At 47.3% G+C, this 15,453-nt stretch carries 13 protein-coding genes; 8 read left to right on the forward strand and 5 right to left on the reverse strand.

The features are described from left to right. The first annotated feature begins 529 nt into the window (after positions 1-529). Positions 530-1,513, forward strand: coding sequence for an IS30 family transposase (locus KT99_RS15010; RefSeq protein WP_005501619.1), 984 nt, complete (start codon positions 530-532; stop codon positions 1,511-1,513). Between the two features lie 32 nt (positions 1,514-1,545). On the opposite strand, the gene hemG (KT99_RS15015) is transcribed toward KT99_RS15010, so the two are convergent. After that, complete coding sequence (gene hemG, locus KT99_RS15015; protein ID WP_005501621.1) at positions 1,546-2,085, reverse strand: menaquinone-dependent protoporphyrinogen IX dehydrogenase; 540 nt, start codon at positions 2,083-2,085, stop codon at positions 1,546-1,548. Positions 2,086-2,283: 198 nt separating this feature from the next. Here hemG (KT99_RS15015) and KT99_RS15020 point away from each other — a divergent pair, with 198 nt between their 5' ends. Beyond that, on the forward strand, positions 2,284-2,589 hold the full coding sequence (locus KT99_RS15020; RefSeq protein ID WP_005501623.1) for an ArsR/SmtB family transcription factor: 306 nt from the start codon (positions 2,284-2,286) through the stop codon (positions 2,587-2,589). A 68-nt stretch (positions 2,590-2,657) separates the two neighbouring features. On the opposite strand, the gene hemG (KT99_RS15025) is transcribed toward KT99_RS15020, so the two are convergent. The 4 genes from hemG (KT99_RS15025) to pepQ all read right to left on the reverse strand — a co-directional run bounded on the left by hemG (KT99_RS15025) (position 2,658) and on the right by pepQ (position 6,868). Then, positions 2,658-3,185 carry a menaquinone-dependent protoporphyrinogen IX dehydrogenase gene (gene hemG, locus KT99_RS15025; protein ID WP_005501625.1) on the reverse strand — a complete coding sequence of 176 codons (528 nt, stop codon included), beginning with the start codon at positions 3,183-3,185 and terminating at the stop codon, positions 2,658-2,660. A 123-nt stretch (positions 3,186-3,308) separates the two neighbouring features. Then, positions 3,309-4,766, reverse strand: coding sequence for a TrkH family potassium uptake protein (locus tag KT99_RS15030; RefSeq protein WP_040572061.1), 1,458 nt, complete (start codon positions 4,764-4,766; stop codon positions 3,309-3,311). 165 nt (positions 4,767-4,931) lie between these two features. Further along, positions 4,932-5,549, reverse strand: coding sequence for a YigZ family protein (locus KT99_RS15035; protein ID WP_005501629.1), 618 nt, complete (start codon positions 5,547-5,549; stop codon positions 4,932-4,934). After that, positions 5,549-6,868 (reverse strand): Xaa-Pro dipeptidase, encoded by a 1,320-nt coding sequence (gene pepQ, locus KT99_RS15040; RefSeq protein WP_005501630.1) that lies wholly within the window; start codon positions 6,866-6,868, stop codon positions 5,549-5,551. The genes KT99_RS15035 and pepQ overlap by 1 nt, the downstream gene beginning before the upstream one ends. A gap of 234 nt (positions 6,869-7,102) precedes the next feature. On the opposite strand from pepQ, the gene fadB reads away from it, so the two are divergent. From fadB to KT99_RS15070, 6 genes are all read left to right on the forward strand, one after another. Further along, positions 7,103-9,256, forward strand: a complete 2,154-nt coding sequence (gene fadB, locus KT99_RS15045; protein ID WP_005501631.1) for a fatty acid oxidation complex subunit alpha FadB — start codon at positions 7,103-7,105, stop codon at positions 9,254-9,256. Between the two features lie 18 nt (positions 9,257-9,274). Continuing rightward, positions 9,275-10,438: an acetyl-CoA C-acyltransferase FadA gene (fadA, locus tag KT99_RS15050; protein WP_005501632.1), complete on the forward strand. Its 1,164-nt coding sequence runs from the start codon at positions 9,275-9,277 to the stop codon at positions 10,436-10,438. A 158-nt stretch (positions 10,439-10,596) separates the two neighbouring features. Then, positions 10,597-10,896: a hypothetical protein gene (locus KT99_RS15055; protein ID WP_232504309.1), complete on the forward strand. Its 300-nt coding sequence runs from the start codon at positions 10,597-10,599 to the stop codon at positions 10,894-10,896. Next, a complete protein-coding gene (gene ybaK, locus KT99_RS15060; protein WP_005501640.1) occupies positions 10,893-11,360 on the forward strand; it encodes a Cys-tRNA(Pro) deacylase in 468 nt (155 codons plus the stop codon). Before KT99_RS15055 ends, ybaK begins: the two co-directional genes overlap by 4 nt. A 166-nt stretch (positions 11,361-11,526) precedes the next feature. Then, positions 11,527-11,760 carry a sulfurtransferase TusA gene (gene tusA / locus KT99_RS15065; RefSeq protein WP_086017601.1) on the forward strand — a complete coding sequence of 78 codons (234 nt, stop codon included), beginning with the start codon at positions 11,527-11,529 and terminating at the stop codon, positions 11,758-11,760. 426 nt (positions 11,761-12,186) lie between these two features. Next, positions 12,187-15,426 carry an amidohydrolase family protein gene (locus KT99_RS15070; RefSeq protein ID WP_040572063.1) on the forward strand — a complete coding sequence of 1,080 codons (3,240 nt, stop codon included), beginning with the start codon at positions 12,187-12,189 and terminating at the stop codon, positions 15,424-15,426. The last annotated feature ends 27 nt before the right edge of the window (positions 15,427-15,453 follow it).

Raw genomic sequence — 15,453 nt, forward strand, 5'->3', positions numbered from 1 at the left:
TACTTGCCTGATAGCCAGTTTCAAATATCTTTTGAGATTGGGTTCATTAGACAGGTTTTGGTATTTGATTATTTTCTGGTAAGCATGGCTTCGGTTTCAGGGTGAGGTTTCATGAAATGAAACTCTTCGAACGAGAGACAGGATGTCGAACTGGCATTTAAACATGGAAGTTGTTTGAAAACGCAGAGCCCACATGGAAGACTCTTATGAAATCAAGAGCCGGCGCCTCGCAGAACCTTGTCAAAATAAAGAGTGCACAACCCTCGCCGGACAGGCGTTAGATTACAATGAAGGTTTGATCTTCAATTACACATTCAAATACCAAAGGCACTGGATTCCGGCTCAAAAGATCTACCGGAATGACGAAAAGTAACTACCTATTAGCAAATGAAGCCAAAATAAAAAAATGTAATCAGCCTTCATTCGAAGGCCAACGCTGGAGTAATACAATAAGTGCAACAGGCTGAAATTTGAATAGTGAGCCAGCTGAAGGCACAATCTAAGCTCTCACACAAAAATTAAGTCCGTTATGAATAAACTCAACGAACAGTACCGACAGCTAACTCAAGAGCCACGATACCAGATTTCAGCCCTTCGTAAAACAGGGATGGGACTGAGAGGCATTGCCAAAGAGATCGGGGTACATTACAGCACTGTTAGTCGGGAGCTGAATAGAAATTCACCCCCTAATGGATACTCAGGTGCTGAGGCTCACCCGCTGAGTGATATACGGAAACGAACATCCTTAAAAGCGAACAAACGTCATAGCCACACAGATGACATCATCCGTGGCTCCGTCATTTTAGGCTGGTCTCCAGAGACTGTTAGTCTGCGAATGACGGTTGAAAGTAAAGTCACAGAGACGCTTAGCCATACGACGATCTACCGACGTATTGAAGAGAATAGGTTGCAAGGTGGTCACCTGTACCGTCAGCTGCCCAGGTTTGGTAAAACACGGTGGAAGGGTGGGAAACGTAATAAAAAAGCGGGAGTTAGGCTAATTCATGATCGAGTCGATATTACAGAGCGGCCTGATATTGTGGATGCGCGGACGCGATTAGGTGATTGGGAAGGAGACACGGTACACGGGCAGAGTGCCCACCTTGTGACACTCGTCGATCGCACAAGCCGCTTTACGCTAGCCAAACGTGTATTTAGCAAAACGAAAGAAGAAGTTGGCGATGCAATGATTGCTCTGCTGAAAACCGCTCACACGGTAAAGACAGTGACGTTAGATAATGGCGGTGAATTTGCAGGTCACGTTCGAGTGTCCAAGGCAATAGGTGCAGATATGTACTTTGCCAAGCCTTATGCCAGTTGGCAACGAGGAACCAATGAGAATACCAATGGTCGGATCAGGCGTTTTTGGCCAAAAAAATTCGATATGGGCAAACTGACAGATGATGAAATTGAAAGAAGGATCTTGCTACTTAATTTCACGCCAAGAAAAGTATTAGGTGGCCTCACTCCATTTGAGGTCTATATGGGACAGGGTGTTGCACTTATTACTTGAATCCAGCACTAACAAGAAAACAAAGCTAAAGGTTATTTAGCCAAACTAACCAAATGATCGGCATAGACTTTAACGTCATCCCAGTCGGTGTAGTCTATGACTGATTTGGGATCGGTTGGGCCGTCTGTCATCTTCATGATCATCTGAATGGCGAGTCTGTCCCACCAGCGCCATGAGGGGTAATCAACCTTGCCGGCGATCACTTTAACGTCCTTGGGTTTCCAAGGAGAAAGCTCGATGAACTTCTGCAGATACTTGTTATTCTCCGGGATGCGCTTCTCGGGTTTACGAGCAACGACGTTGACACTATAGAAGCTGTTGGGAAGACTATCCAAGGCTGCTTGATGCTCAGAGGCAAAGGCGAATACCGATTTATCATAGCTGCCATAGAGTACGCAGGCACCTAAGGCGACACAATCATATTGCGACCAATCCAGGCCACTTTTCGTCGCTTCACTGATATGCATCACAGTGCATCGGTTGCCGCTGCTTTCAATTTGTTCGGCGACGGCGCGGCTGATCCTGGCGGTATGACCACCTCTGGAGTAGTAAAGTACCAGTACTGACTTCATCGATATGTCCAATTCAAAACTATTTTCAGCGCTTATTGTTGCAGCAAGTCATTTTATAAACACAGGAATTGATCACAAATTAGCGCTAGCTCATATAAATAGAAGTCAAAATTGAGATCTGTAGCCAAGTTAGTATCATTGCCTTAGCTAAACGGCTCAATTAGAATAAACTAATCCAAGAGTGAAGTGAGTATAGGTATGCAAAATAATATCGATGTAAATGCCATGGTGACCAACGCTGAGAATGCGGCTAAGTGGTTAAAAGCGATTGCCAATCCGAATCGATTGATGATCTTGTGCCTAATACTGGATAATGAATTGAGTGTAACTCAACTCAATGAGACCGTCCCGCTGAGCCAATCTGCCCTGTCTCAGCACCTTGCCGTTTTAAGAGTTCAAGATCTGGTATCTACACGTAAGAGTTCCCAAGTGGTGTATTACTCACTCAAGAATGAACAGGTCACTGAAATCATCTCGATCATGCATAAGCAGTTTTGTGCATAACTCGTAGGTTCCAGACGTATCCATTGACGACCCCTTGGTCATCTACTGCTTATTGTTAACAGCTAAGTCTATCTGTCGGTGAAAGCCTTGGCGAACTCTTCTACTTGCTCCCAGTCAGTGAACTCGTAGGCTTCAGACGTATCCGTCGGCCCCTTAGTCATCCACATGATAAAACGTATCATGGTCTTATCGAAGAAGCGGTATTTAGGGTAATCGATCTTACCGGCGAAGACGCCTAGCTGCTGCGGTTTCCATAATGAAAGCGCTAGAAACTTCTTCATATAGGGATTGGTTTCCGGAGTGTTCTTCTCCGGCTTTCTGGCAACCACATTCACACTAAAGAAGGCATTTTTCTTAGCATTGAGCACGGCTTGGTGACGGTTGATATACTGATACAGATCCGGCCTATGCTTACCATAACGGATACTGGCACCTATCAAGATCTTATCGAAGTAAGAGAGGTTTAAACCTTGAGCATCTTCCAGCGAAGCTAAAGTCACACTATCACCCGCACCTTCGCTAATCCCCTGCACAAACTCACAGATTACTTTTGTTTGGCCATCGACGGTGGAGTAGATAATTAACGTATTGCTCATCAGGTTTCCTGAATAATGAAGGTAGAAATATAAGCGCCACTGACTGGGCTCTCTCTAAGTTATCTATATTGATTAAATAAAAATACTGCCAATAATGCTATAAGGTAAAAGTCTAAATCGCCTCTAATTTCGCCAAAAAGTAGGCGTAAACAGCACCAGAAGCGTAAACACTTCGAGTCTGCCAAATAACATGGCCAGCAAGAGTATCCACTTAGAACCATCATTGATGCTGGCATAGTTGCTGGCAACCTCTCCTAACCCAGGGCCTAAGTTATTCAAGCAAGCCGCGGTGGCGCTAAAGGCGGTGATATTATCCATCCCCATTGCCATCAATGCCAGCATACAGATAACAAAAACCAGGGCGTAAGCAGAGAAAAACCCCCATACCGCATCGATGACGCGCTCGGGTAAGACTTTATTGCCGATCCTAATCGAGAACATGGCTCTGGGATGTACCAGACGTTTAAGTTCACGGGAGCCCTGCTTGAGTAGCAAGATCATCCGCATTACCTTGATACCGCCGGCAGTCGAACCGCCACAGCCGCCAATAAAGCTCGAGAAGATGAGTAACATAGGCAGAAACAGCGGCCACATGTGGAAGCTCTCTGTGCCGAATCCTGCCGTTGTCGAAATTGACACCGCCTGAAATAGGGCATAATCGAAGGCCTCTTCCGGTGAATCATAGATCCCCGAGTGATAGAGAGTCGCGAAGCAGATCGCGGTCAACACAAGTTGCACGATAATAAGCACCTTAAACTCGGCATCCTTGAAGTAGACCCTAAGGTTAATACCGCGACGGGTGAAAGCAGCAAAGTGAAGGCTGAAGTTGAGCGCAGCTATCAAGAGAAAGACCACACAGACCATGTTAATTGCCGTGCTATCGAAATGGCCGATACTGGCATCATAGGTTGAGAATCCGCCGATGGCGATAGTAGAGAAAGAGTGACAGATAGCATCGAAAACATTCATTCCCGCCACCCAGTAAGAGAAGGCACAGGCGACAGTCAGTAAGAAATAGATATACCATAAAGCCTTGGCAGTCTCGGCTATCCTGGGGGTCATCTTACTGTCTTTCACCGGCCCGGGCATCTCGGCGCGATAGAGCTGCATTCCCCCGATACCAAGTACAGGTAGAATGGCAACGGCCAAGACAATAATCCCCATGCCACCCAGCCATTGCAGCAGATGTCGGTAAAAGAGTATGGCTTTGGGTAGAGAATCTAAGCCAACAATCACAGTGGCACCTGTGGTAGTTAGGGCCGAGAAAGACTCGAAGAAGCTGTCAGTAATAGATAAGTCCGGCTGGCTAGAAAAAATAAACGGCACCGCACCGATGGAACCCAGCACTCCCCAAAAAAGCACCACTAAGAGGAAGCCTTCACGGGTGCGAAGATCTTTCTTGTGTCTTCGATTGGGATACCAGAGCATGAAACCGAGAAATAGACTCAATACAAACGCCTGAATAAATGCGGTACCGCCTCCATCTTTATAGATCACCGCCACCAGAGCTGGCGGGAGCAGAGACAGGGAAAACAAGCCCACTAGCAAACCCGTTATTCTTATAATCGTTCTATATTGCATCTAGGCCTATCTATTATTCATTAGCGAAACTCGCTCCCCATAAGATGAGAGCGAAGAAAAACGCACCTTTTGTTATTTTCGCACATTTCGATAACTCAGCACAGGGACAAATCATAGTGCTCACTCATGATTAATACCTTTTGGTATAAACCTCTTAAGTGAGAGTCACTCCAGCTCAAAGTTCGCTTTGAGCTTTCCCTGACTCATGGTGGCCAAATCAGTATTGAGTTGGTCTCGATACCGCTTAGGAAGCTCAAAGGTCACCAGCACCTTATCGGTAAAGGATCTGTCCGATATCACCCCGTCACTCTGCTTAAGCAGATACTCCACATCCTGAAGCTGGCCATAATCACATTCCAATAAACCCGGATAACGGATCTGTTTAAGCTCAGTTTGTAACTGAGTCAGGCCTTGTCTGATACCCGAACTATAGGCCCTGACTAAACCACCCACTCCGAGCTTAGTACCACCGAAGTAACGCACCACAATGGCGCCTATCTCACCCACACCAGATCCCTGTAACGTGGCTAGCATGGGACGCCCGGCACTTCCGGCTGGCTCTCCATCATCACTGGAACCAATAGCCATGCTGTTATCAGGTGCCGCATTCACGAACGCATAGCAATAATGGCTAGCCCCTGGATATTCACCCTTGATATTAGTAAGCGCACACTTCAACTCTTCGCCAGACTGACAATGAAAAAGAAAAGAGATAAAGCGGCTATGCTTTATCTCCTCTTCTATTACTAAGTCAGCAGATGGGATCTGATAACTATCAATCATTAGCCTAAACCGCAATCGCGAGTCATGTTCTCATTTCTATCGGCATGAACTATGACATTATCTTCGATACGAATGCCGCCGAATGGACGTAACTGCTCTATGGTGTTCCAGTTGATCTGTGCCTGACGTTTATCTTGCTTCAAGCCGTCCAGTAGAGAGTCGATGATGTAGATCCCCGGCTCGATTGTCAGCACTTGATTCACCGCTAAGGTACGGGTGCAGCGCAGGAAGGGATGCGCATCTGGTGCGGCAATATGAGTGCCTCGCTCGTCATGAAGATAGCCACCCATATCGTGGACTTGTAGCCCTAACATATGACCAAGTCCATGGGGGAAGAAGACTCTGGTGATCCCCTGCTCGACTAAGCTATCGACATCTCCTCTGGCCATATTAAAATCTAACATGATCCGGGCAATTTTCTTATGGGTCTCAATATGCAAATCAACATATTTAACTCCCGGCCTCATCATATCGACAAGCTCGAGCTGCGCCTTGTTCATCGCCTCAATCAAGTCACTGAAGATATTTTTCTCGAAGGCATAAGTGCGGGTAATATCCGCGGCATAACCAGAGAAATTTGCCCCAGCATCGATAAGAAATGATTTTCTCGAATGAGGACTCGCATGTTCAAGTTTAGTGTAATGCAGAATCGAAGCATTGCGGTTAAGCGCGATGATATTGCCATAGGGAACCTCGTTCTCGCCCTGACAAGAAGCTGTCAGGTATTCCTGCTGGATCTCAAACTCACTGCCACCATTATAGAAGGCCTTTTTAGCCGCTACGTGGCCTTGTACGGCTATCTCGTTAGAGCGTCGCATGCACTCGAGCTCATATTGGGTCTTGGTCGCTCTATGGTAATGAAGGTAACTCAGCACCGCATCTGGATTTCGACTCTTAAAGCCAAGCACCTCGGCAACATCTAAGTGTTCCCCTATATAGGCCCAGTTGGCGATATCTTTTGGCAGTAACTCAGCAACTTTATCGGCTTTAGTCAGCAGCTTTATTTCAACATGCTCGCTCCAGAATGTATCGGGAACATCGGCAACCTTGTGCCAGAAATCTACCGGACGAAAGAAGATCAATTGCGGCTTATCCCGGCCATTGACTAACAACCAAGAGTGAGGATTATCCAAGATAGGTAACCAGGCTTTAAAGTGCGGATTGACCTTAAAAGGGTAATCCATATCGTCTAAAAACTGGCGATGAGGCTGACCTGAATGGAACACCAGGCCAGCTAAATTTTCCTGGGTAACTATGTCCGCCACACGACGGTTCAGTTCGGTGATGTGAGCAAGATAATGGCTAGCGAGCTGATCCATGAGTGACTTCCTGTTGTTAGTTGTTCTTATTACTAATTCAGCATCTGAAAACAGTCTAACATAAAGCTTAAAAAGACCTCCACCAAAGCAACAATCAAACAGGTGTTTAAATTGGGTGTTGTAATTTTTCTAAATTCGTCGCACACTGAGTAGCAACTGGTCAGATGATGACCTGCGCTGAGATATAATAATAACCCCTAGTTAAGACGGGTATCACGCAAAAGGAAGCAAGCAATGATCTACCAAAGTCCTACGATTCAGGTTGAGTTACTTGAAGATAATATCGCTCGGCTATGCTTTAACGCACCGGGTTCAGTCAACAAGCTAGATAGAGAAACGATTGACTCTCTTAACGCTGCACTCGATGCAATCAAGCAAAATTCAGACATCCAAGCTTTAGTCCTGACTTCAGCTAAAAGCGCCTTCATCGTTGGCGCCGACATCACTGAATTCTTAGGCTTGTTCGCTCAAGACGATAGCGTGCTACTCCCTTGGATAGCAGAAGCGAACGTCGTATTCAATAAGTTAGAAGATCTTCCCTTTCCAACTATCTCAGCCATCAACGGCTTTGCACTAGGTGGCGGTTTCGAAACCGTACTAGCAACCGATTTCCGTATTGCCGATACGACGGCAAGAGTGGGATTACCCGAGTCTAAGCTAGGACTGGTTCCTGGTTTTGGTGGTACGGTTCGCCTGCCACGTATAATCGGTGCAGACAACGCCCTCGAGTGGATCACTAGCGGTAAAGACCAACGTCCGGAAGCGGCACTTAAAGTCGGCGCTATCGACGCGATCGTTGCACCAGAGAATTTACAAGCTGCAGCGATTCAGATGATCAAGGATGCCGTCGCAGAAAAACTCGATTGGCAGAGTCGCCGCGCTCGCAAGCAGGCACCACTAACACTGCCTAAGCTAGAAGCTATGATGTCATTCGCCACGGCGAAAGGCATGGTTTTCAAGATAGCAGGCAAGCATTATCCAGCACCTATGACAGCCATCAGCGTCATAGAGCAAGCCGCAAACCTTAAGCGAGATGAAGCCCTTAAGATAGAGCATCAAGCTTTTGTTAAGCTAGCCAAAACAGACGTGGCTCAGGCATTGATCGGTATCTTCCTCAATGACCAGTTAGTCAAAGGCAAGGCGAAAAAGGCCGGTAAACTGGCTAAGAAAGTAGACACAGCCGCCGTACTGGGTGCAGGCATCATGGGTGGCGGCATCGCCTACCAGAGCGCCAGCAAGGGCACTCCTATCGTCATGAAAGATATTACACAGCCAGCTCTGGAGTTAGGTCTGGGTGAAGCCTCTAAGCTGCTTGCAGCGCAGATTAAACGTGGTCGTTCCACACCAGAGAAGATGGCCAAGGTGCTTAACAACATCACTGCGACTCTGGACTATGCCCCGGTCAAAGATGTCGACCTAGTCGTCGAAGCCGTTGTCGAACACCCTAAGGTCAAGGCTATGGTACTGGCCGAAGTTGAGCAGCACGTTGCCGACGACGCCATCATCACCTCGAATACCTCGACCATCTCGATCAACCTACTGGCGAAGGCCCTGAAGAAGCCTGAACGTTTCTGTGGCATGCACTTCTTCAACCCGGTACATAAGATGCCATTGGTTGAAATTATTCGTGGTGAGCATAGCTCGGAAGAGACAATTGCGACTGTAGTTGCGTACGCCAGCAAGATGGGTAAGACACCTATCGTAGTCAATGATTGTCCGGGTTTCTTCATTAACCGTGTGCTGTTCCCTTACTTCGCCGGCTTCAGTGGCCTACTCGCCGATGGCGGTGATTTCGCCGCAATCGATAAGGTGATGGAGAAGCAGTTCGGTTGGCCAATGGGGCCGGCATACCTGCTCGATGTTGTCGGCTTAGATACGGGTCATCACGCACAGGCTGTAATGGCTGAAGGCTTCCCTGATCGCATGGCGAAAGAAGGCAAAGATGCTATCGATATCATGTTTGAGGCACAACGCTTCGGTCAGAAGAATAGCAAAGGTTTCTATGCTTACTCGGTCGACCGTCGTGGCAAGCCGAAGAAAGATGTCGATGCCATTAGCTATGAACTGCTAGGTGCCGAATTCGGCGAGCTTAAGCAATTCGAGTCCGATGTGATCATCGCCCGCACTATGATCCCTATGATCATAGAAACTGTGCGTTGTCTCGAGGAAGGCATTATAGCTTCACCTGCTGAAGCGGATATGGGTCTGGTTTACGGTCTAGGTTTCCCGCCATTCCGAGGCGGTGTATTCCGTTACATAGAGACCATGGGCGTGGCAAACTTCGTCGCTCTTGCCGATAAATATGCTCACTTAGGTGGCCTATATCAAGTAACAGATGCCATGCGTGAACTTGCCGCAAACAATGGCAGCTACTACCAGTCTAAATAAGTGGCAAGGAATAAAATAATGAAACAAGCAGTTATCGTAGATTGCATCCGTACTCCCATGGGCCGCTCTAAGGCTGGAGTATTTAGGAATGTACGCGCAGAGACACTCTCTGCTGAACTAATGAAGGCCCTGGTTGAACGTAACCCTAAACTGGATCCTAATACCATTGAAGACGTGATCTGGGGCTGTGTGCAGCAGACTCTGGAGCAAGGCTTCAATATCGCCCGTAACGCATCACTGCTTGCGGGTCTGCCTAAGCAGATTGGCGGCGTGACCGTTAACCGTCTATGTGGTTCATCGATGGATGCCCTGCACCAAGCCGCGCGCGCTATCATGACAGGCCAAGGTGATACGTTCATCGTCGGTGGTGTCGAACACATGGGTCATGTGCCGATGAATCATGGTGTCGACTTCCACCCCGGTCTTGCCAATAATGTCGCTAAGGCATCGGGCATGATGGGCCTAACGGCTGAGATGCTAGGTAAGATGCACGGCATCACACGTGAGCAGCAAGATGAATTTGCCGTACGTTCACATAAACGTGCTCATGCAGCCACAGTCGAAGGTCGCTTCGCCAATGAGATCCACCCAATCGAAGGTCATGATGCCAATGGTGCCTTGATCATGGTTGAGCATGACGAAGTTATCCGCCCCGAAACGACCATGGAATCTCTATCAGGACTTAGACCCACTTTCGATCCAGTCAATGGTACCGTAACAGCGGGGACATCTTCAGCCCTGTCCGATGGCGCTTCAGCCATGTTGGTTATGGAAGAAGAGAAAGCCAAGTCTTTAGGCTTACCAATACGTGCCCGTATCCGCTCAATGGCTGTCGCCGGTTGTGATGCTGCCATCATGGGTTACGGTCCGGTTCCGGCGACTAAGAAAGCACTGGAACGCGCTGGCCTGACTATCGAGGATATCGATGTTATCGAACTCAACGAAGCCTTCGCCGCCCAGTCTCTGCCTTGTGTGAAAGAATTAGGTCTGATGGACGTGGTCGATGAGAAGGTTAACCTCAATGGCGGCGCTATCGCCCTAGGTCACCCATTGGGTTGCTCAGGTACTCGTATCTCTACAACCCTTATCAACTTGATGGAAAGTAAAGATGCAAAATATGGTCTGGCAACCATGTGTATCGGTTTAGGTCAAGGTATCGCAACGATATTCGAAAGACCTTAGAGTTACCATCAGATAAAACTTGTTAACGAAGTTAACCTTTAAAAAACCTAAGTGTATTTTGCTTAGGTTTTTTTGTTCCACATGGAACATCTACACTGCAAGCTCCTGAAAACCCTCCCGCAAACAGATCGACTTCCCCTTGAACAATGAAGCAAAATATGGCAAAACTAGTCCTCCTCAAACAACTTTGGAATCAAGAGATGGAACTGGTATTACTGGCAGATAAGCCCGAGGCTATTCCGCAACTAGCCAAATGGTATAACGATGAATGGGGCACTGCTACTTTGAACAAGGAGGCCGATGACTCCAGCCGATCGACTCAGGCCCTGGAAGACAAACTCAAAGATAAGCAGGTGGGCTGGAAAGCCGTCGAACAGCTGACCTATCACGGAGTGAAAGTGCTGGTGATGAAATTAAAGGTGAATGAGCAAGTTTGCGAAGAGCAGAAAAGAGCATGACGCCAGCAATTAATGCATTAAAGAAAGCTAACATAGACTTCACCATTCATGAATATCACCATGAACCGGGTTGTGACTCCTATGGGTTAGAGGCAGCAGAAAAATTAGGTTTGCAACTTGAACAGGTATTTAAAACCTTGGTCGTGCAACTCGATGGCAAGCAGTTGGTGGTTGCCATTATCCCCGTCGCCGCCAAACTCAGTATGAAACTCATAGCCAAGGCAGCGAAAGCGAAAAAAGCCGCTATGGCCAATGCCGATGATGTGCAAAGATCCACGGGTTATAAGTTGGGAGCTGTCAGTCCAATCGCCCAGAAGAAAGCCCTAAAGACTTACATAGACATCAGTGCAGAGAATCACCCACAAATATATGTCAGCGGCGGTCAGCGAGGATTAGATATTGAACTAGCGCCAGAGCAGCTACAACTGGTGACTAGGGCACAAGTATCACCCCTCACGAGTTAGTCTAATCTGACAAAATCCCCCTCAGAGCTTGGATAAAGCTTTTTGCTGGAGTAATATTAGTCACTCTTTACAAGCACGCCTCACCTCTGATCCGCAGTAGGTTTGATGGCAGATATATGGTTGAGGAATTATGAGCGACCGAGTGAGTGATACGATTATCGATGGCATGAACCAGGCCGACCATCAGCTTGATGCTATCGGGCTACGATGTCCTGAGCCCGTTATGATGGTGCGTAAATCAGTACGTAAAATGGAAGCCGGCGAGACCCTGCTGATCATCGCAGATGATCCAGCCACTACACGCGATATTCCCAGCTTCTGTGAGTTCATGGATCATAAGCTACTCTCGAGTAGCACAGATAAGACGCCTTATCTGTATCTAATTCAGAAAGGGCTTTGAACTTAAGCAGACTCGATGACAGGCTTAACTCAGTCCATCGAGTTAGCTTGGCTCTACTATTCTGATTCTTTCTATGTCTCTGTCTTCATAATCACTTTATAACTGACAGCAAGCCCACAAACTAAACTCATCTATAAACTAGCTCCAAAAAACGATCTGAACACCCGCCTCAAAATATATCTATAAGACTCTACATAGAGTAAGCCTTGAATCCAGTCAAAATTCACAATTTACTACACGATATTGGTTTTATCAGTCCCTTAAATATGCGATAAAAGACAGGTGAAATTAACTTGTATCCAGCATAAAAACACAAGCATCACAAAAATAACAACTCGGCTCGCTTTAACAAAAAGACTGGCACAATCAACAAAGAATAATTATTGCCAACAGTTTTTAGATAAGAAGAATAAATCAGGGATTAAAATGATAAAACATACGTTCACCCCGCTATGTGCTGCAATCGCACTTAGCTTAAGTTTGCCAATAATGGCGAGCGAATCGACCTCAGACAAAGAACCTAAGTGGCAGGTAAATGCGCCGGCTAATGCGCCATTCGAACAGGTTAAGATTGATGTATCCGAAGGCACCTGGATGAATATCAGTGTCAGCCCAAACGGTAAAACTATCGTGTTCGACATGCTGGGTGATATCTACCAAATCCCCATGCAAGGCGGTGAAGCCAAAGTACTTGCTAAAGGCATAGCCTGGCAGATGCAGCCAACATACAGCCCGGACGGCAAGTATATCGCCTTCACCTCGGATGAGAATGGTGGCGACAATATTTGGATCATGGATGCCGATGGCAGCAATCCAAGAGCCGTAACCGACGAAACATTCCGTCTGCTCAATAGCCCAGCCTGGAGTCCGGATTCACAATACTTGGTCGCACGTAAGCACTACACAGGTTCTCGTAGTCTAGGTGCCGGAGAAGTCTGGCTATATCATGTGGCAGGCGGCGAAGGCATTAAACTCACCGAGCGTCCTAACGAAGAGAAAGACCTGGGCGAACCCGCCTACTCACCGGATGGACGCTACATCTACTTTAGCCAAGATGCCACTCCGGGTAAGACATTCCATTACTCGAAAGACTCGGTCAAGGGTATCTATAAGATCAAACGCTACGATACCGAAACTGGTGACATAGAGGTATTAGTCGAGGGCACAGGTGGCGCCATAAGGCCGACCCCTAGTCCGGATGGAACTAAGCTAGCCTATATCAAACGAGACGGATTTCAGTCTTCTCTGTACCTGCTCGACCTCAAATCAGGCAAGAAAGAGAAGCTATACGGCAAGCTAGACAGAGACATGCAAGAGACCTGGGCCATTCACGGTGTCTATCCGACCATGAGTTGGACCGCCGACAACCAAGAGATAGTCTTCTGGGCTGGCGGTAAAATTAACAAACTGGATGTTGAGTCCAAATCAGTTAAACAGATCCCCTTCTCGGTCAAGACCGAATTGACAGTTCAACCTGCGGTACGGTTCGAGCAAGACCTTGATAAGGATGTGTTCGACGTCAAGATGCTGCGTATGGCTCAGGTTTCACCCGATGGTAACAAAGTCGTTTATGAAGCCCTGGGTAAGCTGTGGGTTAAAAGTTTATCTAATAAGTCTGACAAGCACAGCCGCCTCACTAATCTTGATGCAGATCTGAGGGAGCTATATCCCCAGTGGTCTCGTGACAGCAGAAGTATCGTGTTTACCACCTGGGATGATCAGGACCAAGGTACAGTTAAAGTTATCAGGGTCAGGAATAAACGCATTAAAACTTTGACCAAGGAGCCGGGGAAATATGTAGAACCCACCTTCTCACCCGATGGTTCCTTCGTGGTTTACCGTAAAACTAAAGGCGGTTATATCACCCCGAAAACCTGGTCCCAGGATACTGGACTGTATAAGGTAGATATCAAAGGCAAACAAAATACCCGAATCACGCCAGATGGTTATCAGCCACAGTTTGGTGCCGACTCCCAGCGTGTCTACTTTATGGATCAAGGCGAGACTCCAGAGTTCGCCTCAATAAACCTAGATGGCTTCCAGAAGCGAGTTCACTACACCAGTAAGCTAGGTACAGAATTTCGCATATCTCCCGATGGCAAGCAGCTCGCTTTCGCCGAACGCTTCAAGGTCTGGGTTACCCCATTCGCTAAACACGGCGAGACCATAGAGATAGGCCCCAAGGCGAGTAACTTGCCTGTAAGCCAGTTAAGCGTGCGTGCCGGTGAGAGTATTAGCTGGAACGGTAACAGCGATCAACTCTACTGGACCTTGGGCCCAGAGCTGTATCAGATGCCAGTAGATATAGAGTATAAAGGTCAGCGTAAAACTAACGGTGATGAGCAAGCTAGCTCAGATATAGCTAAGGTCGAACCTAAGATCACCGATCTGGGATTCGCTCAGAAGGCCGATGTTCCACGTGGAACAATTGCCTTCGTCGGTGGCAAGATCATCACCATGGAAGATGATAAGGTGATTGAGAATGGTGTGGTGATCGTCAAGGATAATAAGATTATCTCTGTCGGTGACGCATCGACGCAGATCCCTAGTGAAGCGACTGTCATAGACATCAAGGGCAAGACCCTGATGCCGGGATTATTCGATGCTCATGCACATGGCGCACAGGGTGAAGATGAAATTATCCCTCAGCAAAACTGGGAACTCTACTCTAACTTGTCTCTGGGTGTCACGGCTATCCATGATCCGTCTAACGATACCACAGAGATATTCGCCGCTTCCGAGCAACAGAAAGCGGGTAATATTGTCGGCCCACGTATCTTCTCGACAGGAACCATTCTCTATGGAGCCAATGGTCCCGGCTACACATCTCATATCGATTCACTGGAGGATGCTAAATTTCACCTGCTACGTCTGAAGAAAGTTGGCGCATTCAGTGTGAAGAGTTATAACCAACCACGTCGTAATCAGCGCCAACAAATCATAGCTGCCGCTCGTGAACTCGAGATGATGGTGGTGCCTGAAGGTGGCAGTTTGCTACAACATAACCTGACCATGATTGTCGATGGCCATACTGGTATCGAACATTCATTACCAGCGGCCTCTATCTACAACGACATAAAGCAACTCTGGAGTCAGACTGAAGTCGGTTACACCCCGACTCTGGTCGTCGCCTATGGCGGTATATCGGGTGAAAACTATTGGTACGATAAGACAGATGTATGGGCTCATCCAAGACTGTCCATGTATGTACCCAGCGATATCTTAAATGCCAGATCCATGCGACGCACTACTGCACCGGATGAACATTACAACCATTTCAATGTTGCTCGAGTCGCCAATGAGATGAATGATTTGGGTGTTAAACCCAATATAGGTGCCCATGGTCAACGGGAAGGTTTAGCGGCTCATTGGGAAATGTGGATGTTTGCCCAAGGTGGCATGAGTAATCTCGAAGTGCTCAAGACGGCAACAATAAATCCGGCCAAACACTTCGGCATGGATCATCAGCTTGGTTCAATCAAGCAAGGTAAGCTCGCCGATTTGATCGTCATCGATGGTGATCCACTAGAGGATATTCGAGTCACAGATCGCGTTACTTATACCATGGTCAACGGCAAACTCTACAACGCCGAAACCATGAACCAGCTAAACGGTGGATCTAAAAATAGAGGCAAGCAGAGAAAACCTTTCTTTTTTGAACTCTAATCTCTGTTTTGAACTTTAAAATCTGGC

Source organism: Shewanella benthica KT99 (assembly GCF_000172075.1).
Taxonomy (GTDB): domain Bacteria; phylum Pseudomonadota; class Gammaproteobacteria; order Enterobacterales; family Shewanellaceae; genus Shewanella; species Shewanella benthica_A.

What these genes read in the sequence shown, in the direction of transcription:
- KT99_RS15010 (WP_005501619.1), top strand. Translation starts at nt 530, where the DNA reads ATGAATAAACTCAACGAACAGTACCGACAGCTAACTCAAGAGCCACGA.
- hemG (WP_005501621.1), bottom strand. Translation starts at nt 2,085, where the DNA reads ATGAAGTCAGTACTGGTACTTTACTACTCCAGAGGTGGTCATACCGCC.
- KT99_RS15020 (WP_005501623.1), top strand. Translation starts at nt 2,284, where the DNA reads ATGCAAAATAATATCGATGTAAATGCCATGGTGACCAACGCTGAGAAT.
- hemG (WP_005501625.1), bottom strand. Translation starts at nt 3,185, where the DNA reads ATGAGCAATACGTTAATTATCTACTCCACCGTCGATGGCCAAACAAAA.
- KT99_RS15030 (WP_040572061.1), bottom strand. Translation starts at nt 4,766, where the DNA reads ATGCAATATAGAACGATTATAAGAATAACGGGTTTGCTAGTGGGCTTG.
- KT99_RS15035 (WP_005501629.1), bottom strand. Translation starts at nt 5,549, where the DNA reads ATGATTGATAGTTATCAGATCCCATCTGCTGACTTAGTAATAGAAGAG.
- pepQ (WP_005501630.1), bottom strand. Translation starts at nt 6,868, where the DNA reads ATGGATCAGCTCGCTAGCCATTATCTTGCTCACATCACCGAACTGAAC.
- fadB (WP_005501631.1), top strand. Translation starts at nt 7,103, where the DNA reads ATGATCTACCAAAGTCCTACGATTCAGGTTGAGTTACTTGAAGATAAT.
- fadA (WP_005501632.1), top strand. Translation starts at nt 9,275, where the DNA reads ATGAAACAAGCAGTTATCGTAGATTGCATCCGTACTCCCATGGGCCGC.
- KT99_RS15055 (WP_232504309.1), top strand. Translation starts at nt 10,597, where the DNA reads ATGGCAAAACTAGTCCTCCTCAAACAACTTTGGAATCAAGAGATGGAA.
- ybaK (WP_005501640.1), top strand. Translation starts at nt 10,893, where the DNA reads ATGACGCCAGCAATTAATGCATTAAAGAAAGCTAACATAGACTTCACC.
- tusA (WP_086017601.1), top strand. Translation starts at nt 11,527, where the DNA reads ATGAACCAGGCCGACCATCAGCTTGATGCTATCGGGCTACGATGTCCT.
- KT99_RS15070 (WP_040572063.1), top strand. Translation starts at nt 12,187, where the DNA reads ATGATAAAACATACGTTCACCCCGCTATGTGCTGCAATCGCACTTAGC.